Origin of the sequence: Pseudoalteromonas sp. L21, from assembly GCF_021728035.1 — a bacterium.
In the GTDB taxonomy this organism is placed as follows: domain Bacteria; phylum Pseudomonadota; class Gammaproteobacteria; order Enterobacterales; family Alteromonadaceae; genus Pseudoalteromonas; species Pseudoalteromonas arabiensis.
The window spans coordinates 426,335-447,092 of the sequence record NZ_JAKKCV010000004.1; the positions used below are offsets into that span (position 1 = coordinate 426,335).

The window sequence follows — 20,758 nt, forward strand, 5'->3', positions numbered from 1 at the left end:
TTAGGAGTCATTATGGAGCTTTCAGCGTTAACCGCTATCTCTCCGGTAGATGGTCGCTACGGCAGCAAGACCACGGAACTACGCAGCATTTTCAGCGAATTTGGTTTAATCAAATACCGTGTAACTGTTGAAGTTCGTTGGTTACAAGCTTTATCTGCAGCTAGCGCAATCAAAGAAGTACCGGCATTTAGCGACGAGGCTAATGCTTTACTTAATGCCATTGTTGATAACTTTAGTGAAGCTGATGCAGCACGCGTTAAAGAGATCGAGCGCACAACGAACCATGACGTAAAAGCGGTTGAATACCTACTTAAAGAAAAAGTAGCAGACAACGCAGAGCTTAACGCAGTAAACGAATTCATTCACTTTGCATGTACTTCAGAAGACATCAATAACCTGTCTCACGGTTTAATGCTGACAGAAGCGCGTGACAAAGTATTACTTCCATACTGTGACCAACTTCTAAATGCACTAAAAGAAAAAGCGGTTGAATACAAGTCAGTTGCAATGATGACTCGCACACATGGTCAGCCAGCTACTCCTTCTACAATGGGTAAAGAGTTTGCAAACGTCTACATGCGCTTAAAGCGTCAACGTGACCAAATTGCTAATGTAGAAATGTTAGGTAAAATCAACGGTGCTGTAGGTAACTACAACGCTCACCTTAGCGCGTACCCAGATTACGATTGGCACAGCCACGCTGAGCAATTCGTAACAAGGCTAGGTTTAACATTTAACCCGTTCACAACACAAATCGAGCCACACGATTACATTGCAGAGTTATTCGATGCAGTTGCACGTTTTAATACTGTATTACTTGATTTTGACCGTGACGTTTGGGGCTATATTGCACTTAACCACTTCAAACAAAAAACAATCGCAGGTGAGATTGGTTCATCAACCATGCCTCACAAAGTAAACCCGATTGATTTTGAAAACTCTGAAGGTAACTTAGGTATTGCTAACGCTATCTTTACTCATCTTGCGCAAAAACTACCGGTATCTCGCTGGCAGCGTGACTTAACTGACTCAACAGTGTTACGTAACCTAGGTGTGGGTATGGGCTACACACTCATCGCTTACCAAGCGACATTAAAAGGTGTTAGCAAGCTTGAAGTAAACGAAGCGCGTTTACTAGAAGAGCTAGATCAAAACTGGGAATTACTCGCAGAGCCTATCCAAACGGTAATGCGTAAATATGGTATCGAAAAGCCATATGAAAAACTTAAAGACCTTACTCGTGGTAAACGCGTAAACCAAGAAATCATGGCTGATTTCATCGATGGTCTTGAGTTACCTGAAGAAGCAAAAGTAGAAATGAAAAAATTAACACCGGCTAATTACATTGGTCGTGCTGTTGAGTTCATCGACAACTTAGCTTAAATTCAAATTAAGAGTTAAAAAAGCGAAAGGCCTTCCTTTCGCTTTTTTTATATTAATTCGCTTAGGTCATGTTATGTATCAATTAACCATCAATTCATTAACCCAAGAGCAATTTTTAGCTGAGTATTGGCAAAAAAAACCATTACTTATTAAGCAAGGCTTCAAAGATTTTGCTGATCCTATAGAGCCCGAAGAATTGGCCGGTCTAGCCATGGAAGAAAGCATTGAATCACGTATTGTGACCAATCACTCAGATGATTGGCAAGCATATCATGGCCCATTCGAAGACTTTAGCTTGCTAACTGAAAAGCACTCAACATTACTCGTGCAAGCAGTTGACCATTGGCATAACGATGCTGCGCAGCTACTGGAACCATTTCGCTTTATTCCAAATTGGCGTATCGATGACTTGATGATCAGCTACTCAACCCCAGGTGGTGGTGTAGGCCCGCATTTAGATCAATACGATGTGTTTATTATACAGGGTGAAGGTAAACGCCACTGGCGAGTTGGTATGCCTGATGCGAATTTAAAACAATTTGCGCAAAATAAAAGTCTGTTGCAAGTTGAGCAATTTCCTGCGGTTATCGATTGCGTGTTAGAGCCGGGAGATATTCTGTATATCCCGCCGGGTTGCCCACATGAAGGCTATGCAGTTGAGAATGCACTTAATTACTCTGTTGGTTTTAGAGCACCTAATCAGCGTGATTTATTATCACAATTTGCTGATCACTTGATTGACACTGAACTTGGCAATCAACGATACAGTGATGCAGAGCTTAAATTACGCTCATCAAAAGGTGAACTTGACCAAACTGAAGCTGAAAAAGTAAAGCAATTAATGATTGCTGCGATTAATGATGACGCAGTATTTAAGACCTGGCTTGGCAACAGTATGAGCCAGCCAAAGCATGAAATGGATTTAGCACCATTAGAGGAGCCTTATACATTAGATGATGTACTTACGCTTCTAAGTGATGACGACGTTATTTTTGAGCGTTTAGGCGGCACTCGGGCAATTTACCAAATAATTGATGAACAAGTTCTATTAAGCATCAATGGTGTTAACTATATGCATGATATAGAAGAACTTGAACTTATCAAAAAGCTTACCGATCACACATGCCTGACAGCTACTGACATAAATAGTTCAAAAAATAATCACATTTTCTTGAAAACCTTTACTACACTTTTAAATGAGGGTATTTGGTTTTGTTAGGAGCGTGTGTTTATGGGCTATCATATCGATGAAGTTGAATGGAGTATCGACAAGGAACTCTTACAACAAATCAGGGAACGTGTGTTTGTATATGAATTACACATTCCGAAACACATAGAGTTTGATCATCTTGATCAAACAGCACACCACGTATTGGTTACAAAAGATGGTAAATGCCCTGTTGCTACAGGGCGTTTATGTAACGATGGTCTCATAGGCCGTATTGCTGTCTTGCCTGAGCATCGTAATCGTTCTGTCTATAAATCACTATTAACTTATTTAGTTAAAATGGCTGAAAAACAAGGGTGCGACTGTGTCAGTATCAATTGCATTTTGAACGAAGTAGACAGGTTTAAACAAAATGGTTTTGCTGCAGATGGCTTAGTGTTCATGGAAGCTGGTATTCCAAGACAGCGAATGCTTTGCCCTATCAAACAATTTGATACGCGGCCATTCACCTTGGTGCATTAACGATACAAAATAAAAAGCTGAATAATTATATTCAGCTTTTTACAGTAAACTCAGTTTATGCTGGCTCATTTTGCCACATATCATCTTTTTCAAATAATTCATACAAACCGTGTGCACGATTTATCAACAGGTTTGCAAAATCAACTTTTGTTTTATCAACTGCGCCTGATTGCATAAGTTGGTCTGCTTTAAGCTGCCATTGCATCGAAAAAAAGCGTAAAGCTTCACGTGCATCTTTCGCTGCGCTCGCTTCGGCGTGATCCGTTGGTAAACGACCCGTCACCACCCAGTAGCTTTTACCATTTTGAGCTTTGAATTTCCAAACAGCAACTAGTGGCGCAATAAAGCGGCTTTCTTTTTCAATGACTGTTTGCGGGATCACACCTTTTTCAGCTAAATGCTTTTGCGCGTTCTGGAAACATTCTCGTTGCCACATAATACTTTGCTTGTGTGCTTGTGCTTGCTCTTCTTCTGTCAGTGGCTTAGCTTGTTTTTGTTCCATATTGGTTACTCTTTTACTGCATTTAGGACACTTTAAGGCTTAATATACTGGGGTGCAAGTGTTTGCGAGCATTTAAGCTTGATTCACACTTTTAGTTACCTAACACCTTTGCAGGGTCAATTCTCGTTGCCTGCCATGCTGGATAAAGTGTTGCTAGTATAGCCAAAATAAAAGTAACAAAAACTGTAACAACAATATCTTGCCAAACTAACTTACTCGGTAGAAACTCAACAAAATAAACACCTTGTAACGGGTTATCATCTGCTAGGTTGCTTAACCAAGTAAACAGCTCACTTATATTAAGGGCCACCATAACACCAATAACAGTACCTAACAGCACTCCAATTAAGGCTTGAGTAAAGCCTTGCATAACAAAAGTGGCCAAAATTGTACTATCTTGTGCCCCCATGGTTTTCAAGATAGCAATGTTTGCCTGTTTCTCGCGCACTTCCATCACCAAAGATGAAACAATATTAAAGCTGGCAACAGCAATAATTAAAAACACCACGATATAAACAATCGTGCGAACCATTTGAATATCCTGATACAAACTGCCTTGTGTTCTAAACCAACTAGACACATACACATAGTCGGGGATAACTTGCCCGACCCGCATCGCCGTTTGATGTGCTGCAAAAACATCATCCACTTTTAACCTAAGCCCCGTTACTTGGTTTTTAGTAAAACCCAGCACAGCTTGTGCTTTATCTAATCTTATATAAGCAGCTGTTTCATCAATAGGCCCGCCCATGTTAACAATACCCACAAGCTTTAAACTCACCCGCTTTGGTGATAGTAACTTACTCGTTTGTTGATTTATTTGTGGGATCAATAACGTAACGGGGTCGCCAATTTCTAAACCAAGCTTATTGACGATTTGTTGACCTAAGATGACATCTTCTTGCTGTAGTTGGCTTACTAAACGGCCATGAGTAAACTGATTAAGCGCAGAAACTTGGTTCTCTAAATCGGCTTCAACGCCGCGTACCTCAACCGCTTTCAGTTCATTTTTAAACTGTGCCATACCACTTACACTAATAAAAGGCGCTGCGCCAGCAACGCCATTTTGCTCATGCAGTAATTTGACTTTATTTTGCCAATCATTGATCGGTTTATTAGGAGCGACATATTCAACTTGTGGCACTACAGACAACAATCTATGCACCAATTGCTGCTCAAAGCCATTAATAACCGATAGCGCAACAATAAGCACAGCAACCCCTAATAGAATACCTATAGTCGAAGCCTTTGCTATAAAACTTACAAAACCATTTTGGCCATCCTTTCGACCACTGTGTGCGCGAAAACGTTTTGAAATAAAGGCACTAAGCAACATAATGAGACTCTTTAATTGCAAGCTTACCATCATCTAAATAAGCAATTTTTCCGAGTTTATCTGCAAGCTCTAAATCATGAGTTACCACGACAAAGCTTGTTTTGAGACTGCTATTTAACTCTTTAATTAAGTCGTAAATCTTAATTGCATTTTGTTTGTCTAAGTTACCCGTTGGTTCATCAGCAAGTACCAAAGCAGGCTCAGTAACTAAGGCTCTTGCAATGGCAACACGTTGACGCTCACCGCCTGATAACGCTGAAGGTTTATGTTCACTGCGGTGAGAAAGGCCTACTTTATCAAGCATAATTAATGCTTTTTTGTTCGCTTCAACTGCACTTAAGCCTTTTATAAGCAATGGCATAGCAACATTTTCAATCGCAGTGAATTCCATTAGCAAATGATGGAATTGGTAAATAAAGCCAAGATTTTCGTTGCGAAAGTTAGCTTGTTGTTTACGGTTTAGCTTTCCAACTTGCTTTCCTTTGATTTCGACTGTGCCGTTTGTTGCATTATCGAGGGTTCCTAAAATGTGCAATAAAGTACTTTTACCAGAGCCAGAGCTGCCAACAATGGCCAACATTTCACCCTGTTTAAGCGCCAGCTCAACCCCTTTTAATACCTCGACTTGGTTATCGCCATCTTGATAAACTTTGTTCAGCTGCTGACAATTGATGACTAAATCACTCATAACGTAATACCTCTGCTGGATTCACTTTTGCAGCTTTTCGGGCAGGATACAAAGTGGCTAAAAAGCTCATCGCAATACTCCCTGCGGCAATTAGGCTCAAACTCATAACATCAAATTTAACGGGTAAGCTTACACCGGCTAATAAATTGATGCCTAACATATTCAATAACTCATTGATATTGCTACTTAACAACACCCCAAGTAAAGCACCGATACTGGTACCGATAAAACCGTTATACAAGCCTTGTATCATAAATACATGTTGTACTTGCTTGGGCGTTAAACCGAGTGTTTGTAAAATTGCGACTTCACTTTGCTTTTCGCTCACCATCATGGTCAACGCTGAGACAATATTAAATACGGCAACTAAAACAATCAGTCCCAATAGCATTGACATGATTCTTTTTTCCATTGCAACAGCGGCAAAAAGGGTTCCTTGTGTGTCTCGCCAATCTGAATACTTAAACCCAGCTAACATCTGACCGTGTGATTGTAAAACATCCTCAACAGCAAAAGGCTCATACAAGGATACACTTAAATTAGGTGCTGCTGATGATGCTATTTTTAAAACTCGTTGTAATGAGTAACCACTGGTGAAGGCTAAAGAGGTATCTATTTCAGATTGCGTTTCGTATAAAGCTGCGACCGTAAATAAGCGTTGACTTGGCACCCTGCCCAAGGGGGTATACGCGCTTGCATTTGGCATAATAACTCGTACTTTATCACCAATGGAGATACCCAGCTTGCGACTTAAATAACGACTTATAGCAATATGGTACTGTTTATCCATAACCAATGACCAATCACCCACGACAATTTTATCTTTAATCTGATAAAGTGAGTTTCCATCATCATAAAGCCCTTGTAACAACACACCATGTAAGTCTTTATTTGTTTGTAAAATGGCTTCACCATGACGGTATAGGTTGACTTGTTTTACATCTTGAGAGTTTGTTAGCTGAGTTTTAAGGGTCGCCATTGCCTCTTTTGAATGCGAATCCCCTTCGACTTCAATATGAGGAATTAGCCCTAGCATATTGGTTTTTAGATTATTCTCGAAACCATTCATTACCGAGCTAACGGTAAAAAGAGCCATCAGGCCAATAGCGATGCCTGCAATAGAAAAAAATGAAATAAATGAGATAAAGGCATTACCCTTTGAAGAGCGACTATATCTCAGCCCTATAAAAAGGCTAACAGGTTGAAACATAATAATTTATGGGTAATCCAAGGGCTAAATATGCGCTCATGTTAGCATATATTTAGCCATGATGGGATGCGAGAAATTGTAAAAAATAATTATAAATCCGATACTTGAACACTCTCAACAAGATGATCAAGCAATGCTTTTACATTCGTTGCAATAAACTGTCTTGGTGGATACACCCCCCATACACCTTCAGGTGCAGGCGCAACATTCGATAACACAGCAACGAGGTTCCCCGTATTTAAGTGCTCATTTACATAATAGTCTGGCAGTTGCACAATACCTAACCCTTTAATTGCAGCATCGACCAATGCCCAACCACTGTTACATTGTAAGCGCCCTGCTACTTTTATGTGTTTATCTTGGTTTTGTTCTTTTACCCGCCAATAGCTGTTATTACCAATTAAACAATGATGATGATGTAACTCACTCACACTGTGTGGTTGCCCATAGTTGTTTATATATTCAGGGCTACAGCAAATAACTAGCCTGCGCTGATTAATGCGCCTTGCTTTTAGTGATGAATCTTTTAAATGACCAAGCCGAATAGCGAGATCATACCCCTCTTCGAGTAGATTCACTTGCTCATTACTTAAATGGCTGATCACTTCAATATCAGGGTGCTTTTGCATAAACGAATGCACCGCAGGCATAATATAGCTTTCTCCATACATTACAGGAGCAGTGAGCTTTATAGTGCCTTTAGGTGTCAATTGCTGCTCAGCAAGCAGTGCCGTTGCATCATCCATTGCATGCTGAAGCTGTTTTGTTTGGTGAGCAAATATTTCACCTTCTTTGGTTAACACAACTTTGCGGGTCGTTCTCGTCAACAGCTGTGTATTTAAACGCTCCTCTAATTGACTTACATACCGACTCACGTGTGCTACCGACATACCGAGCATTTTACTTGCCCTAGTAAAACTACCCGTTTCTGCTACCGCTAAAAACTCATCGATTCCATGCCAACGATTCATTATTACCATATTGTAAAAGTGTTTTAATAAAACTGAGATTATCATTCATTGTGAAATAAATAAAATAGACTAGGTTTATTACTTACTTCCAACAACTATAAGGGAACGTTATGACTGATTTTATTAAATCAAAAGCGGCTATCGCTTGGGGTCCAAATCAACCACTATCAATCGAAGAAGTGGATGTAATGATGCCAAAAAAAGGCGAAGTGCTTGTAAAGATTGTTGCTACTGGTGTTTGCCACACAGATGCATTTACTTTATCTGGTGAAGACCCTGAAGGTATTTTCCCAGCAATCCTTGGCCATGAAGGTGGCGGTATTGTTGAAGCTGTGGGTGAAGGTGTGACACATGTAGAAGTAGGCGATCACGTAATTCCTCTTTACACTGCCGAGTGTGGTGAATGTAAGATGTGTAAATCAGGTAAAACCAACCTATGCTCTGCAGTGCGTGAAACACAAGGTAAAGGTTTAATGCCAGACGGCACCACTCGTTTCTATAAAGATGGTCAACCGATTTATCATTATATGGGTTGCTCTACCTTCTCTGAGTACACAGTATTACCTGAGATTTCACTTGCTAAAGTAAGCAAAGAAGCGCCACTTGAAGAGATTTGTTTACTTGGCTGTGGTGTTACCACAGGCATGGGTGCTGTCACGAAAACAGCTAAAGTACAAAAAGGCGACACTGTGGCTATTTTTGGCCTAGGTGGTATTGGTTTATCAGCGATTATTGGTGCGAAAATGGCTGGCGCAAGCCGTATTATTGGTATCGATATCAATACTAGCAAATTTGATTTGGCAACAAAACTGGGGGCAACAGACCTAGTAAACCCGAAAGATTTCGACAAACCAATTCAAGAAGTCATTGTTGAAATGACTGACGGTGGTGTTGATTTCTCATTTGAGTGTATTGGTAACGTTGATGTTATGCGTTCTGCACTTGAATGTTGTCACAAAGGCTGGGGCGAATCAGTCATCATTGGTGTAGCTGGTGCTGGCCAAGAAATCTCAACGCGTCCATTCCAACTTGTAACAGGCCGTGTATGGCGTGGTAGCGCATTTGGGGGCGTTAAAGGCCGTTCTGAGTTACCTGAAATTGTTGAGCGTTATATGAATGGTGAGTTTGCGTTAAACGACTTCATCACTCACACCATGAAACTTGAAGATATCAATGAAGCCTTTGACTTAATGCACGAGGGTAAGAGCATCCGCTCAGTCATTCATTATTAATCTATAAACCTGACGCTTGGTTAACCTCAAGCGTCTTCGTTTCAAGGATGTGGTTATGCTAGAAAACATAAGCTCAACAAAAGTCAGCGGTGGCTGGCATAAACAATACACACACCAAGCAAGCAGTACCCATTGTGCTATGCGTTTTGCAATATTTTTACCGCCTGGTGCCAGTGAAACTAACAAAGTACCCGTCATGTATTGGTTATCAGGTTTAACCTGTACTGATGAAAACTTTATGCAAAAAGCAGGTGCCTTCAAAAAAGCGGCTGAGCTAGGTATTGCAATCGTTGCACCAGATACGAGCCCTCGTGGTGATAATGTGCCTGATGATGAAAACTACGACTTTGGCCAAGGCGCAGGTTTTTATGTGAACGCTACAGAGGCCCCTTATAACGTGCATTACAATATGTACGATTATGTTGTTTCTGAGTTACCAGCACTTATTGAGGCGCACTTCCCCGTCAGTGATAAAAAAGCCATTGCAGGTCACTCAATGGGTGGTCACGGCGCATTGATGATTGCCCTTAGAAACCCTGAGCAATATGTGAGTGCCAGTGCCTTTAGCCCTATTGTAAACCCTATTAACTGCCTATGGGGTGAAAAGGCGTTTACTAACTATTTAGGTAGTAACAAAAGCAGTTGGCTTAAATACGATACCTGTGAACTAATGAAGCAGGCAGAAGCTGATAATTACCTGCCAATACGCGTTGATCAAGGCGAAGCTGATAACTTTTTAACAGAGCAGCTTAAAACAGAAAACTTATTTGCAGTAGTAAATGAAAAAGATTACCCCGCTGAGATAAATATGCACGCAGGCTATGATCACAGTTACTTTTTTATTAGTAGCTTTATCGATGAGCACTTAGTGTTCCATAAGCAATATCTTTAATTGCTCTTTGGTGAGTGTGGGGATTCAATTTCCCCACACTCATAATGATGCTTTAAGTATATTGCTCTGCTTATATTTTACTGTAAAAAATGTTCGTATTATGCACACAAGTCACGAACAAACTCTTTTAAAAACCCTGCTAATTGCAAAATAAATACAGCTAAAAATGGCAAAGCCCCTAAAATCGCTATACTTCGATTTAAAGGCTCATCTTGTTGTAAAAGCAATGCAAAACTGCACATAAATAACGCCAAACACCATGCATATAGTGTGCTCTCATTTTTAAACTGATTTTGAACAAGCTGCCTAATCACTAAAATAGCGGAGTCCGCCGAGGTCGCAACAAACACCAAAAGCAATAACAAGCTACTCCATATCAAAACGCCTCCTTGCCAGCCTAACTGATTAAAAAATACAAACAGCCCTTGAGTGTAGTCATACTTAATCGCTGATAAAATGCCGGCTTGGTTTAGTTTGTCCCACTCAATTGCAGCACCAGAGAATACAGAAAACCATATAATCGTGACACATGTAGGAATACCGACAACCGCCAAAATAAATTGCCATACCTTTCTACCTTGACTAATGTTGGCAAGAAATACGCCTACAAATGGCCCCCAAGCTAACCACCAAAAATAATAGTTATATGTCCAGTGCGTTGCCCAAGTGGATGTGTTTAATTGACTATCAAACTGCCATGTTCCTGTAGCTAGTAATTGTAAATAATAACCAGTTCCATCTAGTGCAATCTTCACAATAGGTGCGACAGGCACGATAAATAACAGCCAAATCAATAATGAAAATGCTAAAAGGACATTAAAGATACTTAACGATTGCACCCCTCTTCTGAGGCCTAGCCTCGCTGATAAAGTATAAATAACAAATAATACACTTACGATTACTGTGCCTATCAATAAAGGTGATGTAATACCCAGTTCAACCTCAACGCCCTTACTAATAAGTAACGTTGAGTTTGCTATTGTTCCAACAACGCCGAAGAACACAGCAAAAACAGCAATTAGTTTAATCGCAAAGGCCATTGCTCGTTTTTTATGCAGGCTAAGTTTATTTCCGAACGCACTCATAACAGGTGCACATATATCTCCAGAGTTACCACTGTATTGCGTCAACCCACCTAGCACTAAGCCAAAAACGGCATACAAGGCCCAAGCATGAGCTCCCCAATTAACAAGGGTTAATGCAAGGCTACTTGCTAACCTGTCAGGGTATAGACTTTGCTTTAAAGGAGGGTTCATAAAATGCATTGCAGGCTCTGCAACTCCCCAAAAGATCAGCCCTGACCCCATTCCGGCTGCGAATAACATGGCAAACCAGCCAAAGTTGGAATATTCAATTTTTGCATGCTCACCGCCTATTTTTCGGCCCCCCAAGGGGCTAAATGAAAGAATGATAACGGCAAATAATAAGAAGTTCACGAACAGGAAAAAGCCACTTCCTAGAACGCAGAGGACGTGTTGAACCATAGGCTGTATATGTAACGTCATCAGCTCAGGCTGTGCCGCAGCAATGAGTGCGATAAAAATACAAATAGTCAGTGCTGTTTTTTCTAGCATGGTGATTGAATGTTTCAAATTATAGCCTACATATTAAACACTTTTAAAAAGTGCATGACGGTGTGCAAATAAACTCAGTCTGAAAATTTGACACGTTACTGGGTAAAATTCGCAAAATTATAGCAATTAAGATCCGCTAAAACTCGGCTAGATGTCCTAATTACCTTATTTTTCTATAAATATTGACTAGGTATTAAACTTGCTATGTAAACAGAGTGTATATTTAAGGAATTGATAAATGGACTTTAATTTAGACTGGCAAGAAGTCATTGATAATTTAATTCACCTAGGTATTGCCTATTTACTTGCCTTACCTATGGCCTTTGATCGAGAAAAGACCAGTAACGGAGCTGGCTTAAGAACTTTTCCACTGGTTGCAGTGGCATCCTGTGGCTATGCATTAGTTGGCATGTCAGTTTTAACAAGCTCAGAGGCTGAATCAAAAGTACTTGAAGGAATTATCACCGGTATAGGCTTTATTGGTGGTGGCGCAATTCTAAAGAATAAAAATTCAACCTATGGTACGGCTACTGCAGCCAGTATTTGGAACATGGGTTTAATTGGCATTGCCGTTGCGTTTAGCCGCTATGAAATAGCTTTTTTAATGGCGTTGATCAATTTTGTAACCTTACGATATGTTAAACGCTTTAAATAAGAAAAAAGGCGCTATAGAAGCGCCTTGCTGTCAAGAATGTGCTTAAACATGTCTTGATCTTAAAACATATCCTGATACGGGTTCGATTTTGATAACGCAATTGATTTATCAAAACCTGGGATTGTCATTGAGTCAGCACTCATTACAATCTCGTTTTCATCAATCAAACCATCACCAAAACGGTAAATTAGCTCATAATGACCTAAATCAGCTTGTTGTTGATAGTCAGCTTGTGCTTGTGCAACCTGAGTATGACGGTCTTGATATTGTGCCATGGCCGCATCACCATGACGCTTTGCTAACATTTTTAATGTAACCGCAGGTGAAAGCACTGTCGCTGTCGCATTATTACCACCAAACCCTTTTGAGTTAATAAAGGCGACATCCATTGCACCACACTGGTAATGCTCAGTGCGGATATCTAAATGATCGCTATACACATCATCAGCGACTTTATCAATTGTCGTGATACCTGGCATAATATTGTGACTAAACACGCCCAATGCCATAGCCAACTGGTCACCACTAGCAGGAGCAATCGTATGGCCAACATAGGCTTTAGGCGCAGCAACCTTCCAGTTATCTATTGCGAAAGTCTCTGCGACCTTATGATAGATAAGTGATTCTGTAACTCGGTTTTGTGGCGTACTTGAGCCATGCGCCAAAATAAAGCTACGTTTTTGCACCGCTTCTTGGCCAACAATACTACTAGCCAGCGCGACTGATTTAGCCATCGTAATATAATTACCAGGACCTGGTGCGGTGATTGATTTTTTAATACCATCTGCATTAACAAATACATCAGCAACGGAACCTTGAATGTCTGCACCGAGTTCTAAAGCAAGGGCATCATCCATCAAAATAACAACCTGTGCTCCCTCACCAATTGTGAAGCCACAGTTCTCGCCAAATGGACGGCTTGTACGGCGGTGATCAACCACCTCTGTGTTATCTAAACGCTTGAGTCCTTCTTCATTAGCAAGCGCACTCATATTGCCAAAACCTTCAACAATTTCAGGTGTAATTGCACACTCAACCGATGCCACAATCGCGACACGAGTACGACCCGCTTGAATATCATTTACCGCAGCACGTAGGTTATATAAAAATGTCGCACACGCACCTGATGTGGTAAATGTTGTACCGACATTACCCGTCACATACGCGTTAATGAAGTCAGTCGACATAGTATTTAAGCCAAGTGCTAATTGCTTAGTACTTACACGGTCGCCCTGCTGACGTGAGCGGATTAAACCACCTAACCCTTCGTCATCTACTTGTCCAACAACAGAGGCTGAATAAGTGCCAATTTGATCAGGTTCAACGCTATTCATAACATGCCGCCAATCAAGCCCTGTTGAGCGAATTGCATCTGTTGCGGCAAAAATAGTTGCTTGAAGGCCTCTAGGTTGATAACGACTGTTGTACATATTTGCAGGTTCAAAACCTGTTGGTAACTGACCAGCTGCTTTAATAGGATTATCACGAGTGCTGTCATGTTTAACTGCAATATCAGCACTAATAGTTACTTTTACTTTTTTATCGCTAAGGTCTTCAACTAACCAACTTTCAGGTACTGGCGTTGGTAAATCACGACGACGCGTTTCAAATACAATCTGTTGCTCATCTGATGCGGTTAGCGTCATTTTTTGTTGCCAAGGTGTGGCGTCAACGTCAAAATGATTTTTTTCAATTTTACGAATAAGCGTACCAGCTAAAACCTGCTCACCGAATCGAGCTTCAATATCAGCTTCATTAACAGTGTTTCCATCTACATCTTTTAAAACACCGTCAGTCAGCGTGACTAAATTCATGAGTGTCGCTAAACCTAAAAATGTTTCTTGGCGGGCTTTAGCGTCCAAGCTGTCTAACACGATACGACGATAACCTTGATGAAAAGAAGTGCGGCCAGCGGCATTAATACCACCCATACCAACAATAACGGGTAATGCTGTCATAATTAACCTTGAGAAAACGTGTTACGAGAATTAAGTCAAGTTTAAATGGATTAACCCGCACAGTTTATGCTTAAATAGCCAAATAACCTGCATAATGAGCCAAAATCAACTGGTCGGAGCAATTTGAGTGACGAGTCTTCAACAAGCAAAAGCGATAGAAATTAGTATATTGGTTTATCCTCACTTGCTAATAACCAGTTTAACTCTGCCTATCGAAATGCTCAGAGCGGGCGAAGCTTTTGCTAAAAGCCATTCGCAATCAGAAGAATTCAGGCCGTTAAACATTAACTTGGTAGCAAGTAACTTAAATGCCATCCCCAATCGTACAGGCCTTGCTATTGTGCCTGACTGCGAAGCTGTCACAGCCCCCACCAGTGACTTGATTATTGTGCCTGGTATTTGGCGTAACCCGCGTCCAGTAGTGAGCAAACAACAGAAATTAATACAATGGCTTAGTGATTCTTGGCAGCAAGGAAGCCATATTGTTGGTGTGGGGACCGGCAACTGCTTAGTTGCTGAGGCTGGGTTATTGGACGGTCATCCTGCGACGACTCATTGGCATTATGCAGAGCAATTTAAGCGGGATTACCCAAATGTGCAGCTTAAACCTGACTTTTTCATCACACAATCTGAGCGCATGTATACAGTTGCTAGTTTAAATGCCCTTGCAGACGTGATAGTTCATATTATCAGCCAATATTATGGCCGAGAAGCGGCACAACATGTTGAGCGCAACTTTTCCCATGAAATTCGTAAGCCCTATGAAGATCAACGTTATCTAGAAGGCGCAGTTGATAAACACCCTGATGAACTTATCGCGCAGATCCAGTTTTGGCTAAAAAACAATTTAACCTCTGAGCTAACTCTGCATGAAGTTGCGGCACAATTTAGCTTAAGTTATCGCACCTTCACTCGGCGATTTCGCCAAGCCACCAGCCAAACGCCCGTTGAGTATTGGCAGCAGCTACGCGTACAAGCAGCTAAAGAATTACTTGCTTCATCAAACTTATCGATTCAAGAAGTGGCACTGGAAGTTGGCTATAATGACCAAGGTCATTTAACCCGAGTTTTTAAAAAAGTGTTATCACAAACGCCCAGTGAGTACCGTACTGTGGTGAGACGAAAACTCTTTGGCTAAAGTGCCTGTGTTAATTAATTGAAAAATTAACACCAATACTGCCTTTTTAAGTTGCTGATTTAGAAATTATTACTAAGCTTTTAAATAGTTGTATCTCACTATTTTGAGCCAATAAATGTATCAACCTGATTATGATGAGTTAGTGCAGAGTTGGAATAAAACGCTTGAAGTTTTAGCCCTGTTTGCCAATGTTCCTGTTGCGTTAGTAATGAAAGTCGAAAACAACATTATTAGCGTATTTTCGAAAAATGACTATCAAGATAATCCCTATAAGATTGGTGACAGCGAAGAATTAGAAGATTCAGGCCTTTATTGCGAACATGTTATAAAGACCCAAACACTGCTTAATATTCCAAATGCACTGATTGATGATGACTGGAAGGAAAATCCTGACATAAAACTTAATATGATTTCGTATTTAGGCTTGCCAATTAGTGCTGGAGATACGACTCCATTTGGCACTATTTGTATTCTCGATAGCAAACCACACGAATATAACGAGTCTGTGATCAAGCTTCTTGAAACAATAAAGCAAAGTTTTGAAACACAGCTCAAGTTGCTGTATCAGCAAAAACAAGCGTTTGCACAACAGCAATTTGCAGAACTTGCTACCTTAATTAGAGGGATTGCTCATGAAGTTAATACCCCACTTGGTAATTGCATCACTGCAGTAGACGTAACAGAGCTGGCTGTAAAAGAGACACAAACCAAACTGCTGCATAAAAGATTAAGTGAACTCGCATTACAAAACACATTAAGCACAATAATAAACACCAGTGAATTGTTAAATCGAAACTTATCAACGTGTGCGTACAAAATCCGCATTTTGCAGGACTTGCTTTACCCTAATCCACAATCAAACAAAGCGATTATGTCCTTAGCTGAACTTGCTGAATCACTCACTGAGCATTTAGAAGAAAAAATAAAGCATCAGAATATTAAACTTACAGTGAAATATCAGGATCCACATAGCGAATGTGAAGTAGCGACTGATTTACTTAAACAAATACTGTTTATATTGCTGCAAAACTCCATTGAACATGCATTTAGCACAATCGATAACCCAGCAATTGAGATTGATATTTTTGATTTTGATGAAGTATTAAAAATTCACTATATAGATAACGGCATCGGCATTAACAGCAGCGAAAAACACTCCATTTTTACCCCGTTTTATAAAGGCAAAAATAATCAATCGGGTATGGGACTTGGTCTGAGTATCGCGAAAAAAATAGTGAGCCAACAATTGCAAGGTGATATTTGTGTACAAGAAAGTGATGTAGGTGCACATTTTGTAATTAGCTTGCCAAAATAACTTAATTAGATGCAATCTCTTTGCTAAATAAAGTTTTACTAATGTGCGGGTTACCCTTCTGTTCATAACCCGCAATGATATAGCCGTTTTTTATCAGCATACTCAGCATTGCAGGAAAACGGTTCATTAATTTCACATTAATAGCATCATAATCATGTTCTTTACCTCACGCTTCTTGCGCTTTCAATAATGCCTGTGCAATCCCCTTCCCTAGCAATTTTGGCACCACTGCACCAAGCCAGCTATAGAAATTTTATTCTCTAATCTGTAACCAAGCTTATAGGCCTCAGGCTTATTATTTGTAGGCACCTAACTAAGGTGTTCACAATTAACTAACTGTGCTTGTAATTTATCGAAGCTATTCCGGCTATCAAACTCAGGAATTTGGTAATCAACCAGCAATAAACCTTGTAAACTTTATTGCGTAACAAGGTGCCATTAATTTTATTTCCCATTTAGTGTTGTTTTATGGCTAACTTTTGATCATTTTTCTTTACGATAATACAACTTTGAATAGCGTTTTACCTGTGCGTGCACTCCACGCCCTAAGCTTTTAAACTTGGCTTCAAGCACATCAACACCATATAAAATAACAACGACTAACACTGAGAGCTTTATCGCGGCGAGTAAGTTATCAGTGGCAATCACAACGCCAATAGATGCCAGTACCCAAATGGTCGCCGCAGACGTAACACCAACCACTGCGCCATCTTTCGCTAACATAACACCGGCACCTAGAAAGCCAATGCCGGTAATTATTTGCCCAACCACACGGGAATGATCAATCACATCACCATGTAACATAAAAGCCGTTGCTAAAAACAAATAAGTCCCTAATACAATTAATGCGGAGGTTCGAATACCCACCGGCTTACCGCGTAATTGACGCTCCATACCAATAATTGCGCCGCAAAATGCGGCACTACCAATTGCTGACCAAGAATAAGGGGCAATATCAAATAAACTACTCAGTGTCACTGTATTTCCAAATCAAATTAACAATTCAAATTATAAATAAAAGGCCATCGCAGTGCTGAGTCTTGATGAACCAAAGCTGGCCATTTTAGTAAAATCAGCTTTCGCTATCGGTACATGCTGACAATCAATTGCCAATTGCTTTTCATTTTCACAAAACGGGTCGTGCACATATAAACAATGCTCATCAATATGGGTTACACACACCCAATGCGGTGACTTTTTACCATCAAATCGATAGGTGCTGATCAATAACACCACCGCTTTACCCTCAGCAAGCCAATCTTCAATAGATGCCAAGGTTAACTCTTGATACCGCACCGGCAGTTTTGCAGCTATTGCTTCAGCCACGAACTGATTGTGTACTGTATGCAAAATTGCTTTCTTCTTTTCGCTTCTTACGCCATCGATAAACAACGAATCTCGAGTATTTAAAACAACATCAGCTTTAAAACCACGTTTCATTGCCGCTAGTGCCAGACCTAATGGATGGCAGCCACCATGCCCTGATGTCATAAAAATAGTGGTCGCTTCCCGCCAAATATCCAGCTCTTTTAGTTGGCTCATAGGTGTGTCGTTTAATGACGACATCGCCATTAATAATGCCGCGGGGCCACAGGTAAACTCGGTTGTTTGCTGGTACCAAGGTGTGTGCTTATCGGCATTAAATTCGGTATTACGACGAATATTTTTTTGCATTCGATGTGCATCACTATGGTCGTCATAATAGTCACTGTAATGACCAAACACCTGGTAACCTTGCTTCTCATACAAGCGAATTGCCGATTGGTTATTCACCGCAACTTCTAATCGCATGTATAAACGGCCGCGTTTCGCCGTTTCATTTTCAAGCGCAAGCAGTAGCTTTGAAGCAATACCTTTGCCTTGCAGAGATTGCAAAACTGCCAGTGAATATAGCCGAGCAAGGCGTGTACCTTTGTGACACCACACTAAACCATAACCCACTAGTTGATTATCTACCTCAGCCACCATCAGTAAGCCGTGCGCTGCGCTGATCCAACGCTTTAAACTACGGCTACTTAACCTATCTTGGCTAAAGCTTTGCTCTTCAATGGCAACAAGGGCCGCCAAATCCGTGGCCTGTGCAAAACGGATTTGACAAACAGATGCATTCATTAACCACGGCCTCGCGCTTCAAGGCGTTGTTTGAACTCATCCATAATGATCATATAAAGCTCATCACCTAAATAGGCATCTTCGACTTTATGATCAATACTAGGGTTGTCATTCACTTCTAACACGTATGCCTTGCCTTGGTGTTCTTTAACATCAACACCATACAAACCTTTACCCACCGTCTTACAGGCTTTTAACGCGGCATCAAGTACCACTTTTGGTAGTTCAAATGTTGGCAAGGTTTCAAAGCCACCTGAGAAGAAACGTTTTGCATCATGGTTGTAAATTTGCCAGTGATTACGCGCCATTAAATAACGACACGCGTAAATTGCACGGCCATTCAACACCCCTACTCGCCAATCGTATTCGGTGTACATGTACTCTTGTGCAAGCACAAGCGCACTGAACTCAAACAGCTCAGTTAACTTAGCAACTAATTCATCTCGGTTAGCGACTTTAAATACGCCTTTCGAAAAAGACCCTTCTGGCATTTTTAATACCAGTGGGTAGCTGAAGTTTGCTTCTAAACTTTCAATTGTCTCTTCACTTGTATCAGCCACAACGTGAGTTTTTAAACTCGGCACTTTTTGATAATTAAAGGCATCGTGCAAATACACTTTATTACAACAGCGCAGTATTGATTCTGCATCATCAATTACCACTAAGCCTAAACTTTGTGCTTTACTTGCTAAGCGATAGGTTGGATGGTCGATAGCCGTTGTTTGGCGAATAAATAACGCATCAAACTGTGCGATGCTGGTAATTTCATCAAATGTCAGTGCTTGGGCATAAATACCATGTTTAGCAGCTGCTTTAATAAATTTAGCAATAGCATCTTTATCACTTGGCGGCACTTTTTCTTGGTGATCAACCAAAATAGCCATATCCCAACGATAACGACGTTTTTTATCGTTTATACGCCACACGGATTCTGTAAAGCTACTGAGTTGTTCCACAAACTCTGTAAAGGCGGTGTCGTTTAATGAGGCAATCGTACCTTGCTTTACAACCCCTTGCTCATCGCACACTAAAATAGGCGCAGGGTATTGCGAGAATAGCGCTTTGGTTGCTTTGCTTTGCTGCTCTTGATCTGTGTGACCAAAAAATACTGTGCCACCAGCAAGCTCTTTATGACGCGTGCTGTGCTCATCGCTACGCAGCGCATTAATTGTTTTTACACTCGGTAATACCTGATGCTTTCTTGCTTCAGCAAGTAAAGAGCAATAATAACCTTTACTTAAATACTGCCCTGTATCACACAAGTTTAAAATGCGTGTTTTTGGCTCATTATGTTTTGGGTAATCACGTAAGTAAGTGTCAAAGGTAATGACATTTTCGAAATTTTGAGCAATACGTTGCTCATTGTTATCAACCACAATCAAGGTTTTAAACACGACTTTTCCTAAATTAAGCCATAGATAAAATGAAAAACACCCAACCAATTAAGTGAACGCATGAGGCTAAACTTCACTTAACTAGATGGGTGCTTATAAGCATTATGCTTGAAGTGATTTATAGAGGTTTTTTTGCTTTGTTACCAACGAGATATTTTTTACCTTAAGATGAAATTTATTGATTAATAAATTTTCTACATCAAACTATTTCTGTAATGCTGTAACACTGTGTATTTCCTGCAATAGTCAGTGTTACTTCATCATCAATTTGCTTGCCAATCAGTTGTTTACCTAACGGTGCTTCTCGGGTTACAACAAAAATAGGTTGCTCTTTTATGGTCACAACTAAGCCACCTGCACTTGGGCCCATAAAAAACCACTTTGAATTATTTTGCTCATCGATAAGACACACTAATGCACCTTCACGAACCTTATTAAATTCGCTTTCTTTAAACACCGTATTGAATGCTTGAATGTCACGGTAGCACTCATTGACTCGCTCAGCTTGCCCTTGGGCTAAGTACGCTGCTTCTAAACCCAACGTATCGTATTGGGTTTCAGCAACACTCTCTGCGTGAGTTGCCGCATCATGGGCCGCTTTTGCCGCTTCTTTGGCATTTTGCAGTTGTGCCTCGAGCGCAAAGCGTAAATGTTCAATTACATGTGTTTTATTCATATCAAAGCAGTTAAAACAGAAAAGCCGCTATT

Annotated in this window: 20 protein-coding genes; 8 read left to right on the forward strand and 12 right to left on the reverse strand. The window is 40.5% G+C overall.

Annotated features, from left to right (window positions below; genetic code table 11):
- Window positions 1-12: 12 nt before the first annotated feature.
- The 3 genes from purB (at window position 13) to L3V41_RS13755 (ending at window position 3,073) form a co-directional block, all read left to right on the forward strand.
- Window positions 13-1,383: an adenylosuccinate lyase gene (purB, locus tag L3V41_RS13745; RefSeq protein ID WP_237127938.1), complete on the forward strand. Its 1,371-nt coding sequence runs from the start codon at window positions 13-15 to the stop codon at window positions 1,381-1,383.
- A gap of 73 nt (window positions 1,384-1,456) precedes the next feature.
- A complete protein-coding gene (locus L3V41_RS13750) occupies window positions 1,457-2,602 on the forward strand; it encodes a cupin domain-containing protein (protein ID WP_237115179.1) in 1,146 nt (381 codons plus the stop codon).
- 12 nt (window positions 2,603-2,614) lie between these two features.
- Window positions 2,615-3,073 carry a GNAT family N-acetyltransferase gene (locus L3V41_RS13755; RefSeq protein ID WP_062568966.1) on the forward strand — a complete coding sequence of 153 codons (459 nt, stop codon included), beginning with the start codon at window positions 2,615-2,617 and terminating at the stop codon, window positions 3,071-3,073.
- 55 nt (window positions 3,074-3,128) lie between these two features.
- On the opposite strand, the gene L3V41_RS13760 is transcribed toward L3V41_RS13755, so the two are convergent.
- From L3V41_RS13760 to L3V41_RS13780, 5 genes are all read right to left on the reverse strand, one after another.
- Window positions 3,129-3,575: a DUF4826 family protein gene (locus L3V41_RS13760; RefSeq protein ID WP_062568965.1), complete on the reverse strand. Its 447-nt coding sequence runs from the start codon at window positions 3,573-3,575 to the stop codon at window positions 3,129-3,131.
- Between the two features lie 91 nt (window positions 3,576-3,666).
- Window positions 3,667-4,911 carry a lipoprotein-releasing ABC transporter permease subunit gene (locus L3V41_RS13765; protein ID WP_193988956.1) on the reverse strand — a complete coding sequence of 415 codons (1,245 nt, stop codon included), beginning with the start codon at window positions 4,909-4,911 and terminating at the stop codon, window positions 3,667-3,669.
- Window positions 4,901-5,599 (reverse strand): lipoprotein-releasing ABC transporter ATP-binding protein LolD, encoded by a 699-nt coding sequence (gene lolD / locus L3V41_RS13770; RefSeq protein WP_062568963.1) that lies wholly within the window; start codon window positions 5,597-5,599, stop codon window positions 4,901-4,903. Before lolD ends, L3V41_RS13765 begins: the two co-directional genes overlap by 11 nt.
- A complete protein-coding gene (locus tag L3V41_RS13775) occupies window positions 5,592-6,809 on the reverse strand; it encodes a lipoprotein-releasing ABC transporter permease subunit (protein WP_062568962.1) in 1,218 nt (405 codons plus the stop codon). The genes lolD and L3V41_RS13775 overlap by 8 nt, the downstream gene beginning before the upstream one ends.
- 89 nt (window positions 6,810-6,898) lie before the next feature.
- A complete protein-coding gene (locus L3V41_RS13780) occupies window positions 6,899-7,780 on the reverse strand; it encodes a LysR family transcriptional regulator (protein ID WP_083515300.1) in 882 nt (293 codons plus the stop codon).
- 110 nt (window positions 7,781-7,890) lie between these two features.
- Between L3V41_RS13780 and L3V41_RS13785 the strand changes: the two genes are divergently transcribed.
- Both L3V41_RS13785 and fghA read left to right on the forward strand, forming a co-directional pair.
- Window positions 7,891-9,012 (forward strand): S-(hydroxymethyl)glutathione dehydrogenase/class III alcohol dehydrogenase, encoded by a 1,122-nt coding sequence (locus tag L3V41_RS13785; protein WP_062568960.1) that lies wholly within the window; start codon window positions 7,891-7,893, stop codon window positions 9,010-9,012.
- 55 nt (window positions 9,013-9,067) lie between these two features.
- Complete coding sequence (fghA, locus tag L3V41_RS13790; protein ID WP_237115173.1) at window positions 9,068-9,904, forward strand: S-formylglutathione hydrolase; 837 nt, start codon at window positions 9,068-9,070, stop codon at window positions 9,902-9,904.
- Between the two features lie 98 nt (window positions 9,905-10,002).
- On the opposite strand, the gene L3V41_RS13795 is transcribed toward fghA, so the two are convergent.
- Window positions 10,003-11,496, reverse strand: a complete 1,494-nt coding sequence (locus tag L3V41_RS13795; protein ID WP_237127939.1) for a BCCT family transporter — start codon at window positions 11,494-11,496, stop codon at window positions 10,003-10,005.
- Between the two features lie 220 nt (window positions 11,497-11,716).
- Between L3V41_RS13795 and L3V41_RS13800 the strand changes: the two genes are divergently transcribed.
- On the forward strand, window positions 11,717-12,133 hold the full coding sequence (locus L3V41_RS13800) for an MgtC/SapB family protein (protein WP_062568955.1): 417 nt from the start codon (window positions 11,717-11,719) through the stop codon (window positions 12,131-12,133).
- A gap of 59 nt (window positions 12,134-12,192) precedes the next feature.
- Here L3V41_RS13800 and L3V41_RS13805 read toward each other — a convergent pair whose 3' ends face one another.
- Entirely contained in the window at window positions 12,193-14,091 is a 1,899-nt protein-coding gene (locus tag L3V41_RS13805) for a beta-ketoacyl synthase (RefSeq protein WP_237127940.1), read from the reverse strand.
- A 127-nt stretch (window positions 14,092-14,218) separates the two neighbouring features.
- Here L3V41_RS13805 and L3V41_RS13810 point away from each other — a divergent pair, with 127 nt between their 5' ends.
- Together L3V41_RS13810 and L3V41_RS13815 are read left to right on the forward strand one after the other, a co-directional pair.
- Complete coding sequence (locus tag L3V41_RS13810; protein ID WP_237127941.1) at window positions 14,219-15,229, forward strand: helix-turn-helix domain-containing protein; 1,011 nt, start codon at window positions 14,219-14,221, stop codon at window positions 15,227-15,229.
- Window positions 15,230-15,344: 115 nt separating this feature from the next.
- Window positions 15,345-16,544, forward strand: coding sequence for an ATP-binding protein (locus L3V41_RS13815; protein ID WP_237127942.1), 1,200 nt, complete (start codon window positions 15,345-15,347; stop codon window positions 16,542-16,544).
- Window position 16,545: 1 nt separating this feature from the next.
- Here L3V41_RS13815 and L3V41_RS19950 read toward each other — a convergent pair whose 3' ends face one another.
- The 5 genes from L3V41_RS19950 to L3V41_RS13835 all read right to left on the reverse strand — a co-directional run bounded on the left by L3V41_RS19950 (window position 16,546) and on the right by L3V41_RS13835 (window position 20,726).
- A complete protein-coding gene (locus L3V41_RS19950) occupies window positions 16,546-16,671 on the reverse strand; it encodes a hypothetical protein (protein WP_267135624.1) in 126 nt (41 codons plus the stop codon).
- Window positions 16,672-17,027: 356 nt separating this feature from the next.
- The gene (locus L3V41_RS13820) at window positions 17,028-17,522 is read right to left on the reverse strand and encodes an MgtC/SapB family protein (RefSeq protein ID WP_062568951.1); all 495 of its coding nucleotides are present in this window, start codon (window positions 17,520-17,522) and stop codon (window positions 17,028-17,030) included.
- 30 nt (window positions 17,523-17,552) lie between these two features.
- Window positions 17,553-18,656, reverse strand: a complete 1,104-nt coding sequence (locus L3V41_RS13825; RefSeq protein ID WP_062568950.1) for a GNAT family N-acetyltransferase/peptidase C39 family protein — start codon at window positions 18,654-18,656, stop codon at window positions 17,553-17,555.
- On the reverse strand, window positions 18,656-20,050 hold the full coding sequence (locus L3V41_RS13830) for a RimK family protein (RefSeq protein WP_062568949.1): 1,395 nt from the start codon (window positions 20,048-20,050) through the stop codon (window positions 18,656-18,658). Before L3V41_RS13830 ends, L3V41_RS13825 begins: the two co-directional genes overlap by 1 nt.
- A gap of 199 nt (window positions 20,051-20,249) precedes the next feature.
- On the reverse strand, window positions 20,250-20,726 hold the full coding sequence (locus tag L3V41_RS13835; RefSeq protein ID WP_237127943.1) for a GreA/GreB family elongation factor: 477 nt from the start codon (window positions 20,724-20,726) through the stop codon (window positions 20,250-20,252).
- Between the last annotated feature and the right edge of the window lie 32 nt (window positions 20,727-20,758).